We start from the raw sequence: 13614 nt of genomic DNA on the forward strand, positions 1-13614 counted from the left end.
CTTACATGCGCTCCAGGGTTTCCAGGCCGAGCAGCTCCAGACCTTGCTTGAGGGTGCGGCCGGTCAGGGCTGCCAGGCGCAGGCGGCTCTGCTGCTGTTCCGGAGTTTCGGCGGCGAGGATCGGGCAGTTCTCGTAGAAGCTCGAGAACAGGCCGGCGAGGTCGTACAGGTAGCTGCACAGCACGTGCGGGGTACCCTTGTCGGCGACACTGTTGAGGATCTCGCCAAACTGCGTCAGGCGCGCGGCCAGATCCTGCTCGTGAGCGGCCTGCAGCACGATGTTGCCGTCGACTTCGTCGAAGCCCTTGCCCAGCTTGCGGAACACGCCGGCGACACGGGTGTAGGCATACAGCAGGTAAGGCGCAGTGTTGCCTTCGAAGTTGAGCATCAGTTCGAAGTTGAAGCTGTAGTCGCTGGTGCGGTGCTTGGACAGGTCGGCGTATTTCACTGCGCCGATACCGACCACTTCACCGATGTGGCGCAGTTCGTCTTCGGCCAGGCTCGGGTTCTTCTCCTTGACCAGCGCGTAGGCGCGCTCCTTGGCCTCGGTGAGCAGGTCGATCAGTTTGACGGTGCCGCCATCGCGGGTCTTGAACGGGCGGCCGTCGGCGCCGTTCATGGTGCCGAAGCCCATGTGCTCCATCTGCATCGGGTGGCCGACGAAGCCGGCGCGGCGGGCAACCTCGAACACCTGGTTGAAGTGCAGGGCCTGGCGCTGGTCGACGAAGTACAGGGCGCGGTCGGCCTTGAGCACGTTGCTGCGGTAGCGCACCGCGGCGAGGTCGGTGGTGGCGTACAGGTAGCCGCCGTCAGCCTTCTGCACGATCACCGGCAGGGGCTCGCCTTCGCTGTTCTTGAACTCTTCGAGGAACACGCACTGGGCGCCCTGGTCCTCGACCAAAAGGCCCTTGGCCTTGAGGTCGGCGACCACGTTGGCCAGGTCGGCGTTGTAGGCACTTTCGCCCATTACGTCGGCCATGGTCAGCTTGACGTTGAGCAGCTCGTAGGTCTTCTGGCAGTGCGACAGCGAGATGTCCTTGAAGCGCGTCCAGAGGGCCATGCACTCTTGGTCGCCGGCCTGCAGCTTGACTACAAGGCCGCGGGCACGGGTGGCGAATTCCTCGGACTCGTCAAAACGCTTCTTGGCTGCGCGGTAGAAGTTTTCCAGGTCCGACAGCTCGTCGCTGGTGATTGGGTTTTCTTCCAGGTAGGCCAGCAGCATGCCGAACTGGGTGCCCCAGTCGCCCACGTGGTTCTGGCGAATCACGTCGTCGCCGAGGAACTCCAGCACACGGGCGACGCTGTCACCGATGATGGTCGAGCGCAGGTGGCCGACGTGCATCTCCTTGGCCAGGTTCGGTGCCGACATGTCGATCACCACCTTCTGCGCAGGGCCGGCCTTGCGTGCGCCCAGGTGGGCGTCGGCGAGGGCGGCATCCAGGCGGTTGGCCAGGGCGTCGGTGTTCTGGAAGAAGTTCAGGAAGCCTGGGCCGGCGATCTCGACCTTGCTGATGTCGGCGCTGGCCGGCAAAGCATTGATCAGTTTCTCGGCCAGGTCGCGCGGCTTCATGCCGGCCGGCTTGGCCAGCATCATGGCAATGTTGCTGGCGAAGTCGCCGTGGGTCTTGTCCCGGGCGTTTTCCACCTGGATCGCCGGCGACAGCCCTTCAGGCAGCACACCGTCGGTGACGAGTTGGGTGAGGGCTTGCTGGAGCAGCTGGCGAATGGTGTCTTTCATGGGGATCTCTTTTCGACCGCAAGCGCGGTGGAGCGCCTGGATGCGCAGGTGGAAAAACTGGGCATTATCCGTTGCCGGGGGCGGGTTGCCAACCTTTGGGGCAGAAGCTTAATAAAGGTCGACCGGGTCGACATCCAGCGACCAACGTACCTGGCGCCCGCTCGGCAGTTGCTCCAACACTAGCAACCAGGCGCTGATCAGTCGATGCAAGGGGGCCCGGGTATTGGCCTGAATCAATAGTTGCGCCCTGAAACGACCGGCGCGTCGCTCCATTGGCGCAGGCACCGGCCCCAGTAATTCGATGCCAGGCAGGCGCTGTTCGGCGACCAGGCGCTCGGCAGCGGCGCAGGCTTCGTCAAGGAAGCTTTCAGCCTGGCCGGGCTTGTGCGATTCGGCGCGCAGCAGGGCCAGGTGGGAGAACGGTGGCAGTCCGGCGTTGCGGCGTTCGTCCAGGGCCTGCTCGGCAAAGGCGAAGTAACCTTGTTCGGTCAGTTGCACCAGCAGCGGGTGATCGGCCAGGTGCGTCTGGATGATCACTTTGCCGGGCTCTTCGGCGCGCCCGGCCCGGCCGGCCACCTGGACGATCAGCTGGGCCATGCGCTCGCTGGCGCGGAAGTCGCCGGAGAACAGCCCTCCATCGGCATCGAGAATGGCGACCAGGGTTACCCGCGGGAAGTGGTGACCTTTGGCCAGCATCTGGGTACCCACCAGAATGCTTGGCTGGCCGCGCTGGATGGTGCTGAACAGGTTGTGCATGGCGTCCTTGCGCGCCGTGCTGTCGCGGTCCACGCGCAGGATCGGGTAATCCGGGAACAGTACTTTCAAACGTTCTTCGGCGCGTTCGGTGCCAGCGCCAACGGGCCGCAGGTCGACGTGGTTGCACTGCGGACACTGGTGCGGCAGGCGCTCGTCGTAGCCACAGTGGTGGCAACGCAGCACGCCAGAGCGCTGGTGCACGGTCATCCGGGCATCGCAGCGGGGGCATTCGGACAGCCAGCCGCAGTCATGGCACAGCAAGGTCGGGGCAAAGCCGCGGCGGTTGAGGAACACCAGAACTTGCTGGCCGGCCTCCAGGGTCTGGCGGATGGCCTGCTGCAACGGGCCACTGATACCACTGTCCAGCGGCAGGCTCTTCACATCCAGGCGCAGCATGCGCGGTGGGCGGGCGCCGCCAGCTCGCTGGTTCATGCGCAGCAGGCGATAGCGGCCGGTGAGTGCGTTGTGCAGGGTTTCCAGCGACGGTGTGGCGGAACCGAGCAGGATCGGGATGTTTTCCTGGTGGGCGCGCACCAACGCCAGGTCACGAGCGTGGTAGCGCAGGCCTTCCTGTTGCTTGTAGGAGCCGTCGTGCTCTTCGTCGATGATGATCAGGCCGGGGTTCTTCATGGGCGTGAACAGTGCCGAACGCGTGCCGATGATGATGTCGGCTTCACCGTCGCGGGCGGCCAGCCAGGCATCGAGGCGCTCGCGGTCATTCACGGCCGAATGCAGCAGGGCAATGCGGGCATTGAAGCGCTGCTCGAAGCGCGCCAGGGTCTGCGGGCCGAGGTTGATCTCGGGGATCAGCACCAACGCTTGCTTGCCGGCTTCCAGGGTTTCGCGGATCAGCTGCAGGTAGACCTCGGTCTTGCCGCTGCCGGTGACGCCGGCCAGCAGGAACGCGGCGAAACCTCCGAAGCCCTCGCGCACGGTGTCGAAAGCCTCGCGCTGTTCTTCATTGAGCGGCAGTTCCGGCTGCGCCAGCCAGTGTTCGTGGCGGTGCGTCGGCAGGTGGCGGCGTACTTCCAGCTGAACCAGCTCCTTGGCCAGCAGCAGGTCGAGGCTGTCCTTGTTCAGGTTGAGCTTGCTCAGCAGGCTGTGCGCCACGCCGTGCGGGTGCTGGGCCAGGGTCTTGAGGGCATCGCGCTGGCGCGGGGCGCGGGCGATGCGCGGGTCCTCCAGGCGTGCGCCGGGCGCCACGTGCCAGAAGCGCTCCTGGCGCATTTCGGCAGGTTCGCCCTGGCGCAGCAGCGTGGGCAGCGCCCAGCTCAGGGTGTCGCCCAGGCTGTGCTGGTAGTACTGGGCGGTCCACAGGCACAGCTTGAACAGTGATGCCGGGATCGGCGAAACCGGGTCCAGCAAGGCACTGGCGGGCTTGAGCTTGTCGGCAGGCACTTCGCTCTGCGCGCACACTTCTACCAGCACGCCGATCATTTCGCGGCGCCCGAAAGGCACGCGGATGCGCATGCCAGGTGTCAATACCTGGCGCGCCATGCTTGCTGGCGCCTTGTAATCGAACAGGCGACGCAACGGGGAAGGCAGGGCAAGGCGCAGGATGACGTCGGACACGCGGCAGGTCTCAGAGGGTGTTTCAAAGACTGGCGAGCCTAGCAGACGACGGTCGGTGCAAGCGACAACTTGCGTTGGCGCGGTGCTCTGGTATTATTCGCCGCCTAATTACGTGCGGTATTCAACAATAGGTGTTGGGTGGCGGCACGCAGCTCGAGGAAGTGACCATGAAAGAAGGTATCCACCCGAACTACGAAGTAGTTGCAGTCACCTGCAGCTGCGGTAACAAGTTCGAAACGCGTTCGACCCTGGGCAACACCCTGGCGATCGACGTTTGCAACCTGTGCCACCCGTTCTACACCGGTAAGCAGAAAGTCCTGGACACCGGTGGTCGCGTACAGAAGTTCGCCGATCGCTTCGGTATGTTCGGTACCAAGAAGTAATCATGCGCACGGCGAATCCTTCGGGCTTCGCATTGTTGCTGAAAAAGGCGCCCCTTGTGGGCGCCTTTTTTGTGGGCGCAATCTGGCAGCTCCCGGTCCTGGCGTTCTGCCCGGTGCCCGACAGGCCACAGCAGGTGGCGGTGCGCCAGGTGGTGGATGGCGACACGCTGCGCCTGACCGACGGTCGCAGTGTGCGCATGATCGGCATCAATACCCCAGAAATCGGGCGCAAGGGGCGCACCAGTGAGCCGTACGCCGAGGCTGCCAGGCAGCGCCTGCAGGCATTGGTCAAGGCCAGTGACGGGCGTGTCGGGCTGGTGCCGGGTGTCGAGGGCAAGGACAGGTATGGCCGCACCCTGGCGAACATCTATGGGCGTAATGGCGACAATCTCGAGGCACGGCTGCTCAGCGAAGGGCTGGGCTATCGCGTAGCGGTTGCACCCAACGTGCGCCTCGCGGGTTGCCAGCAAGCCGCCGAGCGTGTGGCGCGCGAGGCGCGGGCCGGGCTGTGGCGCCGCTCGCCAGTGCGCAGGGCCGCGGATGTCCGGCATTCCGGGTTCGCCATTGTCGCCGGCACCATCCGCGGCATCGAACGCAATCGTGGCGGTATCTGGCTCGAACTGGACGACACCGTGGTGTTGCAGATTCCCGCTCGTCTGCAACGCAACTTCCCTGACAGCTTCTTCGCTAACCTCAAGGGACGCCAGGTCGAGGCGCGCGGCTGGGTGCTGGATCGTTCCCGCAAGGGTGGGCTCAAGCCAGGGCAGCGACGCTGGGTGTTGCCGCTGACCGATCCCGGGATGCTGGAGCGCACTTCAGGCTGAAAAGATGTAGACAGTTCGCTATCAGATTGTACACACTGTGAGTCGAATGCCCCCGTGCGTGATAGCTTAAAGTCGTAGGCCAAAGGCCTTGACACAAGTGACTGACCAGTCTTGTGGCTCCCCGGCTCTTTGCGTATCCTCGGCGGTCCGTCAGAACAGTAAATAGCGGAATGCCCACCATGTCAGACCTGAAAACCGCCGCTCTCGAATACCACGCTCAACCTCGTCCGGGGAAACTGAGCGTCGAGCTCTCCAAGCCCACCGCCACCGCCCGCGATCTCGCCCTGGCCTACAGCCCAGGCGTTGCAGAACCCGTGCGCGAAATCGGCCGTGATCCTGAGCTGGCCTACAAATACACCGGCAAGGGCAACCTGGTCGCGGTGATTTCCGATGGCACCGCCATCCTCGGTCTGGGTGACCTCGGCCCACTGGCCTCCAAGCCAGTGATGGAAGGCAAGGGCGTTCTGTTCAAGCGTTTCGCCGGTATCGACGTGTTCGACATCGAAGTCGACTCGGAAAGCCCGCAGGCTTTCATCGACACCGTCAAGCGCATCTCGATCACCTTCGGTGGCATCAACCTCGAAGACATCAAGGCTCCAGAGTGCTTCGAAATCGAACGCACCCTGATCGAGCAGTGCGACATTCCGGTATTCCACGATGACCAGCACGGCACCGCGATCGTCACCGCGGCCGGCATGATCAACGCCCTGGAAATCGCCGGCAAGAAGCTGGAAGACGCCAAGATCGTCTGCCTGGGTGCCGGCGCTGCCGCCATCTCCTGCATGAAGCTGCTGGTCAGCATGGGCGCCAAGGTCGAAAACATCTTCATGATCGACCGCAGCGGCGTGATCCACGCTGGTCGCGACGACCTGAACCAGTACAAGGCCCAGTTCGCCCACGCTACCGACAAGCGTACCCTGGCTGATGCCCTGGACGGTGCTGACGTGTTCGTAGGCCTGTCCGGCCCGAACCTGCTGAGCCCGGAAGGCCTGAAGTCGATGGCGGCCAACCCGATCGTGTTCGCCTGCTCGAACCCCGACCCGGAAATCTCCCCAGAGCTGGCGCACGCCACTCGCAACGACGTGATCATGGCTACCGGTCGTTCCGACTACCCGAACCAGGTCAACAACGTACTGGGCTTCCCGTTCATCTTCCGTGGTGCCCTGGACGTTCGCGCCAAGCGCATCAACGAAGAAATGAAGATCGCCGCCGCCATCGCCCTGAAAGACCTGGCCAAGCTGCCAGTGCCGAAGGAAGTCTGCGAAGCCTACGGCGTTGAAGGCCTGGAATTCGGCCGCGAGTACATCATTCCGAAGCCACTGGACGCTCGCCTGATCACCGTCGTTTCCGACGCCGTGGCCAAGGCTGCCATCGAGTCCGGCGTGGCTACCCTGCCGTATCCGAAGCACTACCCGCTGAACAGCGTGGATGAAGTGTTCAACGGCTGATTGCAGCGGTAGCGACACAAAAAAGCCCCGGCTCGCAAGAGTCGGGGCTTTTTGTTTGCCGGTCGGAAAGGGGCGCAAAGCGCCCCCCAGCATTCGATCAGATCAGAACAGATCCATCGGCGCTGCTTCGTCCGCTGGCAGCGGGCTGCCCGGCGCAGTGCCATTGCCCAGCTCATCCACCGACGGTGGCGAATCCTCGGCCTTGAACAGCTCGAAGTAGGCATCTGGCGTGCTTGGCGAAGCTGCACGGCCGCTGACCGGGTCGACCCGCAGGCTGAGGATGCCTTCCGGTTCCGCCGGTGCGTGGCTTGGCTTGTCCTTCAGTGCCGCACCCATGAAGCTCATCCAGATCGGCAGTGCGGCCGTGCCGCCGTACTCACGGTGGCCGAGGGTTTCCGGCTGGTCGAAACCGACCCAGACGGTGGTCACGTAATCGGCGTTGTAGCCGGAGAACCAGGCATCCTTGGATTCGTTGGTGGTACCTGTCTTGCCGGCCAGGTCAGTACGGCCCAGGGCCAAAGCCCGGCGGCCGGTGCCGCGCTTGATCACATCCTGCAGCATGCTGGTGAGGATGTAGGTGGTGCGGCCGTCGATGATCTGCTCTGCGACAGCGGGTGTCTGCGGCGGCGGGGCGATCTGGCCCAGGGCGGATGGCGCCTCGCCAGGCAAGGCCGCGGTGCTGATCGGCTGTTCCGGTGCCGCGAGGCCGGCATGGTCTTCGGCGCCTTGCGGCACCCGTGCCGGGTTGGCGGTGAACAGGGTCTCGCCGCTGCGGCTCTCGATGCGATCGATCAGGTACGGATTGATCTTGTAGCCACCGTTGGCAAAGGTGCTCCAGCCGGTGGCGATCTCCATCGGCGTCAGGGTTGCAGTGCCCAGCGCCAGCGAAAGGTTGCGCGGCAGGTCCTGCTTGTTGAAGCCGAACTTGGCGATGTAGTCGATGGTACGGTCTACACCCATGGCCTGCAGCAGGCGGATCGACACCAGGTTGCGCGACTTGTACAGCGCTTCGCGCAGGCGGATCGGGCCGAGGAAGGTATTGGTGTCGTTCTTGGGTCGCCACTCATTGTTCTGGTACTGGTCGACGAACACGATCGGTGCATCGTTGACCAGGCTGGAGGCGGTGTAGCCGCTGTCCAGTGCCGCACTATAGATGAACGGTTTGAAGCTGGAGCCTGGCTGGCGCTTGGCCTGCATGGCACGGTTGTAGTTGCTCTGCTCGAACGAGAAACCGCCGACCAGGGCGCGGATGGCGCCGTTGTACGGGTCGAGGGATACCAGCGCACTCTGTGCCCCGGGTACCTGGCTGAACTTGAGCTTGCCGTCATTCAGGCGCTGCAGGCGCACCAGGTCACCCACCTGAGCAACGTCGGCAGGCGATTGCGGTGCGCGACCCTGCGAATTGCTGTTGAGGAACGGGCGCGCCCACTTCATGGTGTCCCAGGCAACTTCTTCTTCACTGCCGCCACGGGTCAGCACTTTCACGCCGCTCTTTTCCACGCGCGTGACAATGGCTGGCTCCAGGCCGCCCAGGGTGCGTTGCTTGCTCAGTTCCTGCTGCCAGGCGGCCAGGGTCTTGCCCGGGAAGCGAGCTTCAGGGCCACGGTAGCCGTGGCGTTCGTCGTATTCGGACAGGCCATTGAGGATGGCCTTGTTGGCCATTTCCTGCATGTCGCTCGGTACCGTGGTGGTGACACGGAAACCTTCGGTGTAGGCCTCGCTGCCATAGCGGCCAACCATTTCGGCGCGGGCCATTTCGGCGACATAAGGTGCGTTCACTTCAGGGGTCGGCACGTGGTAGCTGGCATTCAGCGGCTCGGCCAGGGCGGCCTGATAGCTCGCCTCGTCGATCTTGCCGAGCTTGTACATGCGCCCGAGGATCCAGTCGCGGCGCTCCTTGGCGCGGACCGGGTTGGCCAGCGGGTTGAAGCGCGACGGCGCCTTGGGCAGGCCGGCGATCATCGCCATCTGCGCCAGGCTCACGTCACGGATCGACTTGCCGTAGTACACCTGCGCGGCCGCATCGATGCCGTAGGCGCGGTTGCCCAGGTAGATCTTGTTGACGTACAGCTCGAGGATCTCGTCCTTGGTCAGCTCACGTTCGATCTGCAGGGCCAGGAGAATTTCGTTGGTCTTGCGCGAGAAGCTGCGCTCGCTGGTGAGGAAGAAGTTCTTCGCCACCTGCATGGTGATGGTGCTGCCGCCGGTCTGGATGTGACCGGTTTTCACCAGTTGGGTCGCGGCGCGCATCAGGCTGCTCGGGTCGACCCCGTAGTGATTGAGGAAATTGTCGTCCTCGGCTGACAGAAGCGCCTGAATGAACTGTGGCGGAATTTCCGCGAAACGGATCGGCGAGCGGCGCATTTCGCCGAATTCGGCGATCAGCTTGCCATCGCTGCTGTATACCCTCAGGGGGATCTGCAACTGAACGCTTCTGAGCGAATCGACCGACGGCAGGTTGGGGCTAAGATACAGAAACGCACCGCTCACACCGAGTACGAGCGCGCAGATGACTGCGACAAAAGACCACCAGAAGAACTTCAGCAGGCGTATCAAGGCTTTTCGGTGTCCAGATTGAGAGGTGAATTGCGCACGGGGCCGGCGGACGAAAAAACGCTGGGCATTATAAGCATTTTTCGCCTCGCCGGGTGACCGGCCAGGCGGCCCGCTGCACCGTCCGGCCGGTCAGGCCCGGCAATGCGGCGGTTCATGGTTGTAACAAGGAAGTCGCTATGCTTGGACGTTTTGGCAAGGATGCCAGTTCACTGCTGGGGGTGGAGATCGCTTCCGACTCCATCCGCATTGCCCAGCTGCGGCGCCACAGGGGGCGCTACCAGCAGCTGGTCTGGGTGGTCGAGCCGCTTGCGCCCGGCAACGGCTGGCAGGACCCGGATCGAATCGTCGCTGCCCTGCGGAGCGCTTATCGGCAATCCGGCAGCCGCCAGCGCCGGGTCGCCGTGGCACTGCCTGCCTCGCAAGTGATCTGCAAGCTGTGCCAGCTGCCAGTCAGTCAGGCCCCGAGTCAAATGGAGGCACAACTGCTGGCGGAAGCGGACCGGCTGTTTCCCTTTCCCCTTGAAGACCTGGTGCTGGACTTTCAGGTGCTGGGTGCCTCATTGCTGCAACCCGGTAGCCTGGATGTCCTGGTCGCGGCCAGCCGTCAGAGCGCATTGCAGCCCGTGCAGGCAGCATTCGAAGCCGCGGGGCTGGAGCTGGTGGTCGCGGAAGTGGACAGCATTGCCTTGCGCCGCCTGATGCCAAGCCAAGCCAAGGGCCAGGCAGCGCTCCTGCGTATCGAACCGGGCAGCTCGACGCTGCATGGCTGGCTTGGCGATACGCTGCCCGTGCGGCGGGAATGGCTCCCGGGTGCGCTGCCTGAGTTGCCTGGTGATGTATTCGCTGAAGGGGCGGGGCCGGAAGAAGTGCTTGTCGTCGGCGCTCCTGCGATCGGGCGAGGCTTGCACAGCCGACTGGCTGAACGTCTCGGCTTGCCATGCCGGCCATTGCCGCCTGTGGCTGGTGTGGATTGCAGCGAGAGCTGCATGGCCTTGGCTTTTGCACTGGCAATGGGGAGTGTGCGCTGATGGTGCGTCTGAATCTGATGCCGTGGCGAGAGCAGCAGCGCCTGGCAGCGCTCCGGCGTTTGCGCCTGATGTTGGTGGGGGCAGCAGTCGTGGCGTTGTCTGCGGTGCTGCTGATCGACCAGCTGGCCCGGCAGCGAGCGCGGCAGCAAGCCGTTGCCAACAATAGCCAGCAAGCTGCAATCGATGTGCTCGAGGTGCAGATGGCCGAGCATGATCGTATCAGGCAATCCTATGACGCGGTGCGTGCGCAGGCTGCGGCGTTGGCTGACTTGCGTGTCGAGCAGGGGCTGGTGACCGCCGTGTTTGCGGATCTGGAGCGGGCGCTGCCGGAGGGTGTTCGACTGCTCAGGCTCGAGTTGCAAGGTTCACGAGTGAGCGTGGTCGGTGTGGCCGCCTCCGGTGCCGTCGTGGCGCAGCTGATGCGCGAACTGGAGCGGTCTGCTGTGATGGGTGAACTGGAGCTGAAAAGCCTGAAGAGTCAGCCGGGCGGAGACGAGTTTCTGTTGTTGGCCCGCATGTCGGCGATCAGGCCGTGAATCTGCTGCAGCAAGGCGCATGGCTGGCTCTCATCGAGCGCTCGCGGTGCTTTCGCCGCGCGCTGCCATTTGCCATGGGCCTCATCCTGTTAGGCCTCGGCTGTCTGTTTCGCTTGCCGCAATGGCTGCAGCTTCAGGAGCAAGAGCTCGCCAGGCGGGGCCACCTGCTTCAGGCGCATGAAGCCAAGGCTGCCGAGGTGCTGGCGCTCTCGCAAATGCGCAAGGCCCTCGATGAGGCACGGCAACGTTTGCAGGATGCTCGCTGGCGTCTTGCCGCTGGGGACGACATTAGCGACTTGCTCGACCAGTTGGCGACCTCGGGACATACGCATGGCCTGCACTTCGAGCGGCTCGATGTACTTGATGAGGTAAGGCAGCCCGGCTACTGGCAGACACCGTTGGACGTGCAGGTGGTTGGGCGCTATTCGGGGCTGCGGATGTGGCTGGACGACTGGCTTGGCCAGGCTCGCCTGCTGCGCGCCGAGGGGCTGCGGCTGGCACCTGCCGATGACCGGCCTGGCCTGTTGCGCCTTGGCATGCGTGTGCATGCCTATCAGGCTGACGGTCCGGTGCCCGAGCCCTTGTCCCTGGCTGATTCACCCGCTCGAGGTGAAGTACAGCCAGTGGTTCTCGATCCGTTTTCCGCATGGGCGACGCGCATTGCGCAGGCAGGGCTTGCCAGCGTCCCGCTGGCGCAGTTGCAAATGGTCGGCAGCCTGCAGCGGGGGCAGCAGCGCGAAGCGTTGCTGTTGGCGGCGGGTCGCTTGTATCGCGTGCGTCCCGGTGATCGGCTGGGGCGTGACGGTGGTGTTGTGGTGGAAGTCGCAGAAAGGCAGCTGGATGTGCGTGAGCGGCTGTTCCTAGGGGGCGTGTGGCGCGAGCGCACGGTAATGCTGACGCTCAGGAAGAGCGTGACAACGGAGGCCACGGAAGGTGATGAAATGGCTGTTGAAGTGGGTGGTGGTGGCGTTGATACCCAGTCAGTGGTGCATGGCGGCGTCCTATCGGGGTGAGCCCATCTCGCTGAATTTTCAGGATGTCGAGGTGCGCTCGGTGCTACAGGTGCTGGCTGACTACGCCGGGATCAACCTGGTGGCCAGTGACACCGTCCAGGGCAATGTCACCCTGCGATTGCACGAAGTCCCCTGGGATCAGGCGCTGGAGCTGGTCCTTCGTAGCAAGGGGCTGGCTCGGCGCGAGGAAGGGAATGTGCTGCTGGTGGCGCCTGCCGCCGAACTGGCCGAGCAATCTCGCGGCACCCGTATCGGGCAGGAGCTGGATGCGCAGTTGCAACCCTTGCGGCGTGAGTTGCTGCCGATCCATCACGCCAAGGCTTCCGACCTGGCAGAGCTGCTGCTGGCAACCCTGGCGGATGACGGCATTCTGACCGGCCGTGGCAGCCTGAGCGTCGACGTTCGCACCAACACCCTGGTCGCGCACCAGCCTGCGGACCGCCTTGCCGAGTTGCGGCAGTTGGTCGCTCAGCTGGATGTGCCGGTACGGCAGGTAGAGATCGAGGCGCGCATCGTCGAGGCCAATGTCGACTATGAGAAGGGCCTGGGCGTGCGCTGGGGGCGACAGCTTTACGGGGAAGCGCCGCAATTGGGCAAGGACCTGTTTGTCGACCTGGGCATGGAGCGGGGTGGCGCCGGCATCGGTGTCGGCCTGTTGCGTGGCGGCGTGCTGCTGGACCTGGAGCTCAGCGCCATGGAAAAGAGCGGCAACGGCGAAATCATCTCCCAGCCCAAGGTGGTCACGGCCGACAAGGAAACCGCCAGGATTCTCAAGGGTACCGAGGTGCCCTATCAGGAAACCAGCAAGAGTGGCGCCACCTCGGTGGCCTTTCGCGAGGCCTCGCTGTCGCTGGAGGTCACGCCACAGATCACCCCGGACGGCAAGGTCATCATGACGGTCAAGGTGACCAAGGACGAGCCTGACTTCGTCAATGCCCTGAACGACGTGCCGCCGATTCGCAAGAACGAGGTCAATGCCAAGGTCCGTGTGGCGGACGGTGAAACCATTGTCATTGGTGGTGTCTACTCGACCACGCAAAACAATGTGGTCGACAAGGTGCCATTTTTTGGCGATCTGCCGTATGTTGGGCGGCTGTTTCGACGCGATGCATTACAAGAGAAAAAATCCGAGCTGCTGGTCTTCCTGACTCCGCGTATCATGAGTGACCAGGCGATTGCTGTGAGTCGTTGATTCTGTGCGAAATTTGATACTTGTAGGGCCCATGGGTGCTGGCAAAAGCACCATCGGGCGCCTGTTGGCCAAAGAGCTGCGCCTGCTGTTCAAGGATTCCGACAAGGAAATCGAACTGCGAACCGGCGCCAACATCCCGTGGATCTTCGATAAAGAAGGCGAACCGGGCTTCCGTGACCGTGAGCAGGCGATGATCGCCGAGCTCTGCGCGCTCGATGGCGTGGTCGTGGCGACTGGCGGCGGCGCAGTCATGCGCGCGGAAAACCGCCAGGCACTGCACGAGGGCGGTCGGGTCATCTACCTGCACGCCTCGGTGGAGCAGCAGGTCGGGCGCACGGCGCGCGATCGCAATCGCCCGCTGCTGCGTACCGCCAACCCGGAAGCCACCCTGCGTGCCTTGCTGGAGGCGCGCGACCCGCTCTATCGCGAAATCGCCGACCTGGTGGTGGAAACCGACGAGCGGCCGCCGCGCATGGTGGTGCTCGATATTCTCGAGCGCCTGCAGCAGTTGCCGCCCCGCTAAGCCGGGACTATTCTCGGCCAGCGCCGAGGCGAGGTTCAACGTTAC

General features: G+C 63.8%; 11 protein-coding genes. 8 read left to right on the forward strand and 3 right to left on the reverse strand.

Features of this window, described 5'->3' with window-relative positions; all coding sequences use genetic code 11:
- Position 1 precedes the first annotated feature (1 nt).
- Both argS and ACIPZ8_RS04540 read right to left on the reverse strand, forming a co-directional pair.
- Positions 2-1738 carry an arginine--tRNA ligase gene (gene argS, locus ACIPZ8_RS04535; RefSeq protein ID WP_400719981.1) on the reverse strand — a complete coding sequence of 579 codons (1737 nt, stop codon included), beginning with the start codon at positions 1736-1738 and terminating at the stop codon, positions 2-4.
- 108 nt (positions 1739-1846) lie between these two features.
- Positions 1847-4066, reverse strand: a complete 2220-nt coding sequence (locus ACIPZ8_RS04540) for a primosomal protein N' (protein ID WP_400719983.1) — start codon at positions 4064-4066, stop codon at positions 1847-1849.
- Positions 4067-4233: 167 nt separating this feature from the next.
- Between ACIPZ8_RS04540 and rpmE the strand changes: the two genes are divergently transcribed.
- The 3 genes from rpmE (at position 4234) to ACIPZ8_RS04555 (ending at position 6721) form a co-directional block, all read left to right on the forward strand.
- The gene (gene rpmE, locus ACIPZ8_RS04545) at positions 4234-4449 is read left to right on the forward strand and encodes a 50S ribosomal protein L31 (protein ID WP_027920990.1); all 216 of its coding nucleotides are present in this window, start codon (positions 4234-4236) and stop codon (positions 4447-4449) included.
- Positions 4450-4451: 2 nt separating this feature from the next.
- A complete protein-coding gene (locus ACIPZ8_RS04550) occupies positions 4452-5273 on the forward strand; it encodes a thermonuclease family protein (RefSeq protein WP_400719985.1) in 822 nt (273 codons plus the stop codon).
- A 179-nt stretch (positions 5274-5452) separates the two neighbouring features.
- Positions 5453-6721, forward strand: a complete 1269-nt coding sequence (locus ACIPZ8_RS04555) for a malic enzyme-like NAD(P)-binding protein (RefSeq protein ID WP_207937371.1) — start codon at positions 5453-5455, stop codon at positions 6719-6721.
- 102 nt (positions 6722-6823) lie between these two features.
- On the opposite strand, the gene ACIPZ8_RS04560 is transcribed toward ACIPZ8_RS04555, so the two are convergent.
- The gene (locus ACIPZ8_RS04560) at positions 6824-9277 is read right to left on the reverse strand and encodes a penicillin-binding protein 1A (RefSeq protein WP_400719987.1); all 2454 of its coding nucleotides are present in this window, start codon (positions 9275-9277) and stop codon (positions 6824-6826) included.
- A gap of 176 nt (positions 9278-9453) precedes the next feature.
- On the opposite strand from ACIPZ8_RS04560, the gene pilM reads away from it, so the two are divergent.
- From pilM to aroK, 5 genes are read left to right on the forward strand one after another with little or no spacing between them, the layout of a single operon-like run.
- Positions 9454-10305 (forward strand): type IV pilus biogenesis protein PilM, encoded by an 852-nt coding sequence (gene pilM / locus ACIPZ8_RS04565; RefSeq protein WP_400719989.1) that lies wholly within the window; start codon positions 9454-9456, stop codon positions 10303-10305.
- Positions 10305-10841: a PilN domain-containing protein gene (locus ACIPZ8_RS04570; protein ID WP_400719991.1), complete on the forward strand. Its 537-nt coding sequence runs from the start codon at positions 10305-10307 to the stop codon at positions 10839-10841. Before pilM ends, ACIPZ8_RS04570 begins: the two co-directional genes overlap by 1 nt.
- Positions 10838-11854: a pilus assembly protein PilP gene (locus ACIPZ8_RS04575; protein ID WP_400719993.1), complete on the forward strand. Its 1017-nt coding sequence runs from the start codon at positions 10838-10840 to the stop codon at positions 11852-11854. The genes ACIPZ8_RS04570 and ACIPZ8_RS04575 overlap by 4 nt, the downstream gene beginning before the upstream one ends.
- On the forward strand, positions 11778-13046 hold the full coding sequence (locus ACIPZ8_RS04580; protein WP_400719995.1) for a type IV pilus secretin PilQ: 1269 nt from the start codon (positions 11778-11780) through the stop codon (positions 13044-13046). The genes ACIPZ8_RS04575 and ACIPZ8_RS04580 overlap by 77 nt, the downstream gene beginning before the upstream one ends.
- Before the next feature lie 4 nt (positions 13047-13050).
- Complete coding sequence (gene aroK / locus ACIPZ8_RS04585; protein WP_060509908.1) at positions 13051-13569, forward strand: shikimate kinase AroK; 519 nt, start codon at positions 13051-13053, stop codon at positions 13567-13569.
- The last annotated feature ends 45 nt before the right edge of the window (positions 13570-13614 follow it).

This window comes from Pseudomonas sp. NPDC089422 (genome assembly GCF_044749405.1).
Lineage (GTDB): Bacteria > Pseudomonadota > Gammaproteobacteria > Pseudomonadales > Pseudomonadaceae > Aquipseudomonas.

Excerpts from the sequence above, each read along its gene's own strand:
- argS (WP_400719981.1), bottom strand. The coding sequence starts at position 1,738 with ATGAAAGACACCATTCGCCAGCTGCTCCAGCAAGCCCTCACCCAACTC.
- rpmE (WP_027920990.1), top strand. The coding sequence starts at position 4,234 with ATGAAAGAAGGTATCCACCCGAACTACGAAGTAGTTGCAGTCACCTGC.
- ACIPZ8_RS04550 (WP_400719985.1), top strand. The coding sequence starts at position 4,452 with ATGCGCACGGCGAATCCTTCGGGCTTCGCATTGTTGCTGAAAAAGGCG.
- ACIPZ8_RS04555 (WP_207937371.1), top strand. The coding sequence starts at position 5,453 with ATGTCAGACCTGAAAACCGCCGCTCTCGAATACCACGCTCAACCTCGT.
- pilM (WP_400719989.1), top strand. The coding sequence starts at position 9,454 with ATGCTTGGACGTTTTGGCAAGGATGCCAGTTCACTGCTGGGGGTGGAG.
- ACIPZ8_RS04570 (WP_400719991.1), top strand. The coding sequence starts at position 10,305 with ATGGTGCGTCTGAATCTGATGCCGTGGCGAGAGCAGCAGCGCCTGGCA.
- ACIPZ8_RS04580 (WP_400719995.1), top strand. The coding sequence starts at position 11,778 with ATGAAATGGCTGTTGAAGTGGGTGGTGGTGGCGTTGATACCCAGTCAG.